This is a genomic window from Rhodovulum imhoffii, assembly GCF_003046545.1.
Lineage (GTDB): Bacteria > Pseudomonadota > Alphaproteobacteria > Rhodobacterales > Rhodobacteraceae > Rhodovulum > Rhodovulum imhoffii.
The window spans coordinates 1-7,355 of record NZ_QAAA01000037.1 but is presented as its reverse complement, the minus strand read 5'-3'; the positions used below and the strand labels follow the sequence as shown (position 1 = coordinate 7,355).

The window sequence follows — 7,355 nt, the reverse complement described above, 5'->3', positions numbered from 1 at the left end:
CCTAGATGCCGTCACTGATTCCTTCGAAAGAGATGGCCTCCTGCTTCAAGCCTCGTCATAGACATTCGATAAGGCGCTTTCCGCATTAGCGGATACTATGCACCAGAAATACCCGTATAGACGAGGTACCATTAATAATAAACTAAGGGGTTTTATTGTCCAGACGAAATTTTTTAGGGCCCGGATTTATAATCAGAACAAGACCGCTGCTGCCAAGGCGCACACTGGCAGGAAGACTTTCGGTCTCCCGCCTTCTTGTCGCCGCGCAGGAAATGGGCGACGTAGTCGGACAGGAACGCCTCGGCTGACGCCTGCATGAAATGACGCCGCCCGTCGAAGCAGGGACACCCGGACGCGGTCGTCGCCCATGTGTAGTCTCCATGGCTGGGGTACTTATGCTGTTCGGCAAAATGCGCCTCCCACGACTGGAAGGCCTGTGAGAAACCTGTGAGAAAGCTGTGCCTGCCCTTCGACCAGGCGGGCGAACTCTTCCGTTATAAACAGCTCCAGGGGAGGCCCGCTGCTCGTGATGGTGACAAAGTCAGGATCGACGGCGGCCAATAGCAGTTCCAGCGCCAGCGATGGTCCTGCCCCGGCCCTACCCGTCACTGAAGATGCAGGAAAGAAAATCATTCCTGGAAAAGTAAAATCCGCTCAAACCCGGATTTGTGCAACAAAGCCGAGCAAGGCCGTGTCGCGCTTGCCGCCGGGATGGCATCCCGTGCGCCTGTATTATTCCAATCGGCAGAGTTCCGGACGCGGGAAGACTCGATTGGAGGGGGCCGCAACGCCGCAGGCAGCGATAGCCAAGGCCAGGAAACGGGGCTCCGAGCCTGTCTTTGCGCAGGCGGGTTCCTGTCGATTCATGGAGCCGACCGCTTGAAAACTTGATCGGAGATGTGCTTTTTGTAGGGTTCATTCCGCACGGCGCGGCCGGAAATTCGGGCCGTGGCGACCATTCTGTCCTTGAACTTGGGATGACCACAAAGGCATATTGCCAAGGCAGCGATAATTTGGCGCGATCAGGTTTGACCCGGTTCGATTGGATCCGCTTGTGAGCTGCCCCACAAGATCAGGACCGATTGGGGGACCTAATGGATCAACTCTCCGACAAACCCAAGCTTCGCCGGGCGACCGGGCAACACTACTTGGAATTCCTTGCGGATATGCACCAGTCCCTGAAACCTGAATGGTATCTGGAAGTGGGAACAAGAAGCGGTGTCAGCCTGGCGCTGTCCTCGGCGCGTTCGGTGGCGGTGGATCCGCAGTTTGCGATCACCGAAGAGATCGTCGGGAAAAAACCGCAACTTCATCTGTTTCAGCAAACCAGCGACGAATTCTTCGAAAGCGGGGAACTGGAGCGGTTGAGCGTCGGTTTCGATCTGGCCTTCCTGGACGGCATGCATCTTTATGAATTCCTGCTGCGCGATTTCATGAATGCGGAGCGATACATGGCCTCCGGAGGGCATATCGTTTTACACGATTGCCTTCCGTGGAAGGCGAGCATGACAGGGCGCGACTGGCGCAGAGCCATCGGTAAAGCCTGGACCGGGGATTGCTGGAAACTGGTTCCAATCCTGCAAAGATACAGGCAGGATCTTAAGGTCGAAATCTACGATGCCGCTACGACCGGCCTTGTCGTCGTCAGCAACCTTGCCCCGGGCAATACGGTTTTGAAGGAGCGGTATGAAGAAATCGTCGCCGAGTACGACGAGGTCGATACGCTTGAGGAAATCGTTGGCGGGTTCGATGTAATTCCAACGCTCAGGAGCCCGTGGAATCCGCGCATCATCCGTAAGGCCGATGTGCCCAGTTTTGCCATTCAGCTTCCGGTTCCCCGCCCTGGAGTCCAGCGTAATTGGGGGGACTATCATTTTGGCGTCGGGCTGGCCAAGGCATTGGAGAAGAAGGGCTACCGGGCGCGGGTTCAGACACGCAAATTCTGGATGCAGGAAGAGGATCCGGCGGAAGTCGACATTGTCCTTCGTGGCCGTGCACAATATGCCCGCCGTCCGGGGCATGCCACGCTTTACTGGGTCATCTCGGGGGGAGATAACGTCCATTCCGGTGAACTGGAGCAGGCCGACCATGTCTTTGCCGGCGGCGAACCGCTGCGTGACGCTTTGGTGATGCAGTTCGATTCGGATCACGTTTCGCTTTTGCCCCAGGCCTTTGACGCCGAACGTATGGGCCCGCCCGCCCCGGATGCGGAGCGGGCGGGCATCTGCTTTGTCGGGATCGCGCGCGGGGGCATGCGCCCGATCGTGGGCTATGCGCTTGATGCGGGGATTGCGCCTGAAATCTGGGGGGCGGGCTGGCGGGAAACCCCCGCGGCCGCTTATGTCAAGGGGGACAGGGTTGAAAACGAGGTGCTTGGGGATATCTATTCCCGCGCTGAGATTGTGTTGAACGACCACACCCCGGCAATGGCCCGAAGCGGGCTGCTTTCGAACCGTGTCTTCGACGCGCTGGCCTGTGGGACGCCTGTCATTTCCGATCCGATTCCATGGATGCCGGAAGAATTCCGCCCGTTCGTGGAAACAGTTGGCTCCGCTGAAGAATTTTCCCTGGCCGTTGCGCGCATTCGGGCCGAGGACAGTGCCCGCCGTGCGGCGCGGGCCGCCTTTGCCAGAAAGATGCGTGAGACACATAGTTTCGATGCCCGTGCTGACAGGGTGATTGAGAAGGCGCGCGAACTGGTGTGCGGATAGGAAAAAGGGTCTTCTTCAGTGCCTCCCTCAGCCGGGCTGGCGCAATCGGGATCAGGCGTAGTTCAGATTCGAAATTGACCCCGCGCAGCGAGTATCTGATGTAAATCTGCCTACCAAGCCAACGGGGCGATGAGTGAAGAGAAAAACGTCTCGGAAAAGGTAGGGAGACGCCCCGGTTGCTCGATTCTGCTAGCGACCAGTACCAGCCATGTCAGCCCTTGCAGGCAGATCAAATAAACGCTCGCGTAGACAATCCGAACAGCGAGCATGACCGGCGCGCGCAGCAACAAAAAAATCGGTGCCACATAGGCTGTGGAAACCCAAACAAGTGTGGCAACCCAAAGGACAGCATCGTGTATGAGTACGATTTCGTTATGTCCAGCATGACCCATCAACTGGTCCAGTGCTTTCTGGTAGGGGCTGACGAAACCAAAAAGCGTCAGGATCAGCGAAAGAAACATCAGCAGGTCACCAACGAGGAGCAAGTGTATTCCGGCAGTGCCTTCCCGGTTCAGACGCGCAGAGGATATGAAAGCGAGGAGAGCGAGAATTGTAGTGATTGCTCCCATCAGCAGCGCAAGTCCGAGGGTCAATCGAAAAAGCGACACTGAACCGTGCTCCAGAGCGTCGAGGACGGGGTGGATAATCTGGCTGATTTGGAAAGTGATGATTGTCAGGTTGAAGCCGAGTACCGTCAGCCTGGCCCGCATCGTGTTAATGGCGACGTCAATGGACTTGGCACGGTTCATGGCTTGGACTGTATCTTGGCGGTCCCGCCGGGCAGTCCCGGCGGGGCACTTTTGGCTGAAAAGGTCAGGATATGACCATCGCGATGTAACCGCCTAATAACGCAAGCACAGTCGTGAGCGCATAGGTGATCGGATAGGGCACGGCGGCAACATTGCTTTGCGATTCGGCACAAATCGCATTCAGCCCCGGCGTGCTATTACGTGCACCAGTGGCTGCGCCAGCCGATACGACCGAGTTCAGCTTGAAGAACCGGAAGCCTACGAAAAAACCTACGAAAGGCGGCACCAAAGCGCCCAGCGTGCCGATCAGCGCAATCCAGATCACAGTGGTTCCCTGGAAAGACTGGATAATCTTGGGGCCCACATTCGCTGCCAGAACGGCCACGAACATGTTCAGACCAATGTCTTGAATAAAGGCACGCGCGCCTTCGTCTACCGGACCGCCGAATTCGGGATTGCGGCTGCGGAAATAGGACACGAATATCCCCGCAAGCAGACACCCTGCCGATGTGCCCAGGGCAATCGGAATACCGCCTACAGTGATGCTGATAAGGCCGAAAAGATAGCCTACAGCCATCGCCCCAGTCATATAGCTGACCTCGGTGACCGCAGTGTCTACGATGGCCCGTCCACCAAGGTAATCGGCTGCGGCCTGAACCCGGCTATCGGGTCCGACAACACGCAGGACATCGCCAAAGTAGATTTTCGTCTCGTCATTGAAGGGAACTTCGTTTCCCTGCCGGAACAAAGCACGCAATTGCAGACCCATGCCCGATTCATGGGAGATTTCGCGCAGAGTTTTGCCGTTTATTCCCTTCTTGCCGACGCGGATATCAGCCGCCTCGATTTCAACACGCCGCGCTTCAGGTTCGTCCACCTCCGGACCGATTACCTCTGCTCCGCTCAGGATCAGGTCGTGCACATCGGTGCGCACCGCCACAACATCGCCCGATTGAAGCACCGGGTTGGATTGCAGCGCGATAACTTCACCCTCTCGAACCACACGCAATATGGGGGCCTCAGGGTATTTATCGAAAAGTTCTTTCACTGACCTGCCGACCAGTGTTTTGTGTTCAAGACGGTAGGCACGTATTTCGGAACTGGAATAGCCGAGCGTAAGCGAGCCAGACGCACCAGGGACTGGCGCGGAGGAGCCTCCGCTCATTTCGATTTCGGCCCTTTTTGCATCGGCGATTGGATCGCGGCCAAACATGCTGGGCAGATAGCGGATCAAAAGGATGATGCCGATGCTGGACAGCACATAACTAACCGCATAGCCGGCAGCGATATTTGCACCGACTTGTTCCGCGCTCATCCCCTCAGGCGGGACATAGGCGCCAGACTGTATTGCCGATGTAGCAACGCCGATAATCGCAGTAATCGTATAGCTTCCGGAGATGATGCCCGGTGCATAACCAGGGGCGAGCCCGGCCACTGCAGCACCGCCGACGCAGATGATCCAGTTTAACGCCCAAACCACTATGCCAATCACGATGAAGGCCATGCCACCCGATCGAAGGCCGGCAAAGAACTGCGGCCCGACCTTCAGGCCAAGCGCATACATGAACATCAAAAGGAAAATCGTCGAGACGAGGCCCGAGATCGAATAGGTGATGTCATAGGCCAACTTGGCGGTCAGCGCGAGCAGGATTCCAACGATCAATGTGCCTGCGGTCGGGCCGAGTGAAATACCTTTCAGGCTGGCGCGCCCCAACGGATAGCCGAGCGACAGGGCGAGCAGCAGAAAAAGGAACTTCTGTTTGTCGAGCAGTTCAAAAAACCCGTGAATGCCTTGCTCGATCACAGGCGAGAAGAATGCGAGCGGTGCGCCGCCGTCACTGGCCTCCTGTGCAAGGACGGGCGCGAGTGAAATGAAAAACAGGGTGGCGAAAGCCGACAGGAATAACAGCGCTCCGCGAATTGGGCGTTTCATTACCATCTACCTTTTTGTTGTTTCGTGCGCCCCTGATCGAAGCGGCCTCCAGCCTCAGGAGCGCGCAGATAATGCCGACAGTTCAACACTTCGGCGTGGTCTTGACGTGACCGTGAAGTTCAGGGGGGGTTGCATTGCCGCCGTGTATTTCAAGATATTTACACGCTTCTATAATATCGTCCGCCAATTCCCTGATGATCGTCTGATTCAGGTGGGGGCGTACGACGATACGCAAGGAACGCACTGTTTCCGCCTTTGGTGGCATAGTATAGGCGGAAAGGACCCAGCCCTTTTCACGAACCTTGAATGAGACATCGAACTCATTGAACTTTTTGACCGATCCCTTGAGCGTAAGCGCAACCACCGGGATCGTCTGTGTCTTGTTCATTATCTCGAAGTATCCGCTTTCGACAAGCAATTCCCGCAGCAATTCTGCATTGTCGACAGTCATCTGCATGATTTCGCGATAGCCATCTCGGCCCAGTCTCAAGAACTGATAGGCTTGGCCGATGATTTGCGCGGCATTGCGACTGAAATTCAGCGTGGCAGTGGGAGATTCCCCTCCCAAGTAATTTACATAGAAGACCAGGTCTTCGTTGAAGATGGAGCGATCACGGAAAACGACCCAACCCAACCCCGGATAAACGAGTCCGAATTTGTGGCCCGATGCGTTGATGGACTGAACGCGAGGCAGGCGGAAATCCCACTCGTAGTCGGGATAAAGAAACGGGTGTACAAATCCCCCTGACGCACCATCGATATGCATCGGAACAGAAATGCCGGTCCGCTTCTCGTAATCGTCCAGCCAATCGTGAATCGCTTTGAAATCGTCATCTTCACCGGTAAAGGTCTGGCCCGCGATAGCGACCACGCAGATTGTGTTTTCGTCGACGTATTCTTCGAGCTTGTCGGCGGTCAACCGATATTCGCCGGGTTCGAGCGGCACGATGCGCGGCTCCACGTCGAAGTATTTCATGAATTTTTTCCAGACGATCTGTACATTCCCGCCTGTGACCATATTGGGCCGTGTCGCGTCCTTCCCGGCCTTTTCTCGAGCCTGGCGCCAGTTCCACTTATGGGCGAGCCCAGCAAGCATGCAAGCTTCCGAACTGCCCACACAGGCTGCACCATAGGGCGTGCTGTCCTTGGGTCCGTTCCACAATTCATGCAGCATATCGACCATAACCCCCTCCAATTCATAGGATTTTGGGTACATGTCATGGTCAATATAATTAACATGGGCGTGCGCAGCCATGATCTTCTGAGCCTCTTCCTCCATATAGGTAGTTACGAAGCTAGATAGATTCAGCATCGGGTTGCTGTCTGTCCAAAGATGACTCTCGACAATCGCTGACGCCGCTTGGGCGGACATACCGTCGGATGGAAAAACGTCAGCTTTCAGGCTTCTTTGAAATTGCTGGTAGACATTGCTTATCGCATTGAAGGTGTTGTCGTTCATGGCTATCTCCTTAAACTAAGGTTACCGTGTAAGGGACGAACTTTTACTCTGTTCTGCGCCGCCTGATTGGCTTGGCCTATGGTAAGATTGTACCAAAATCTCGTCTAGAAAATTCTGCCTAAATATGAGGCATTTTGTCAAAAATGTCCTCACTGGGTTTTTTCTTTGAATTTCAAATTACAAGGCGACTTTAGAGTGTGAAAAAGACCGTTTTCTGCTTCTGGATCTCATGATTTTCGGCATCTCAAGTTTCGCATCTCAAGTTTCGCATCTGGGTTGATTAACGTTGTTTCACATCCGATTCGCGAGGTTCAGGCTTCACACCAGAACATTCACATCTGCCAAGGGCATGCTGACAGAAAGAGCTTCGGGATATGTCGTAATGGATCGCGGCCCGGCGCCGGTCCTTAGGTGTTCAGTCCCGGCATCTGGTGGATCGGATTTAGGATGAATCTGTCTGGCTCTGATGTCCAGACCTTGCAGATGTATTCGTAGGGTGTGAG

Annotated in this window: 4 protein-coding genes; 1 reads left to right on the top strand and 3 read right to left on the bottom strand. The window is 55.3% G+C overall.

Translation table 11 applies throughout. The features are described 5' to 3' along the window. The first annotated feature begins 1,094 nt into the window (after positions 1 to 1,094). Positions 1,095 to 2,711, top strand: coding sequence for a glycosyltransferase family protein (locus tag C8N32_RS14500; RefSeq protein ID WP_107893686.1), 1,617 nt, complete (start codon positions 1,095 to 1,097; stop codon positions 2,709 to 2,711). A 110-nt stretch (positions 2,712 to 2,821) separates the two neighbouring features. Here C8N32_RS14500 and C8N32_RS14495 read toward each other — a convergent pair whose 3' ends face one another. From C8N32_RS14495 to gad, 3 genes are all read right to left on the bottom strand, one after another. Next, positions 2,822 to 3,460, bottom strand: coding sequence for a hypothetical protein (locus tag C8N32_RS14495; protein ID WP_107893685.1), 639 nt, complete (start codon positions 3,458 to 3,460; stop codon positions 2,822 to 2,824). 64 nt (positions 3,461 to 3,524) lie between these two features. After that, positions 3,525 to 5,399, bottom strand: coding sequence for an aspartate:alanine exchanger family transporter (locus C8N32_RS14490; protein ID WP_211309719.1), 1,875 nt, complete (start codon positions 5,397 to 5,399; stop codon positions 3,525 to 3,527). A gap of 76 nt (positions 5,400 to 5,475) precedes the next feature. Next, entirely contained in the window at positions 5,476 to 6,852 is a 1,377-nt protein-coding gene (gad, locus tag C8N32_RS14485) for a glutamate decarboxylase (protein WP_107893683.1), read from the bottom strand. Positions 6,853 to 7,355 lie beyond the last annotated feature (503 nt).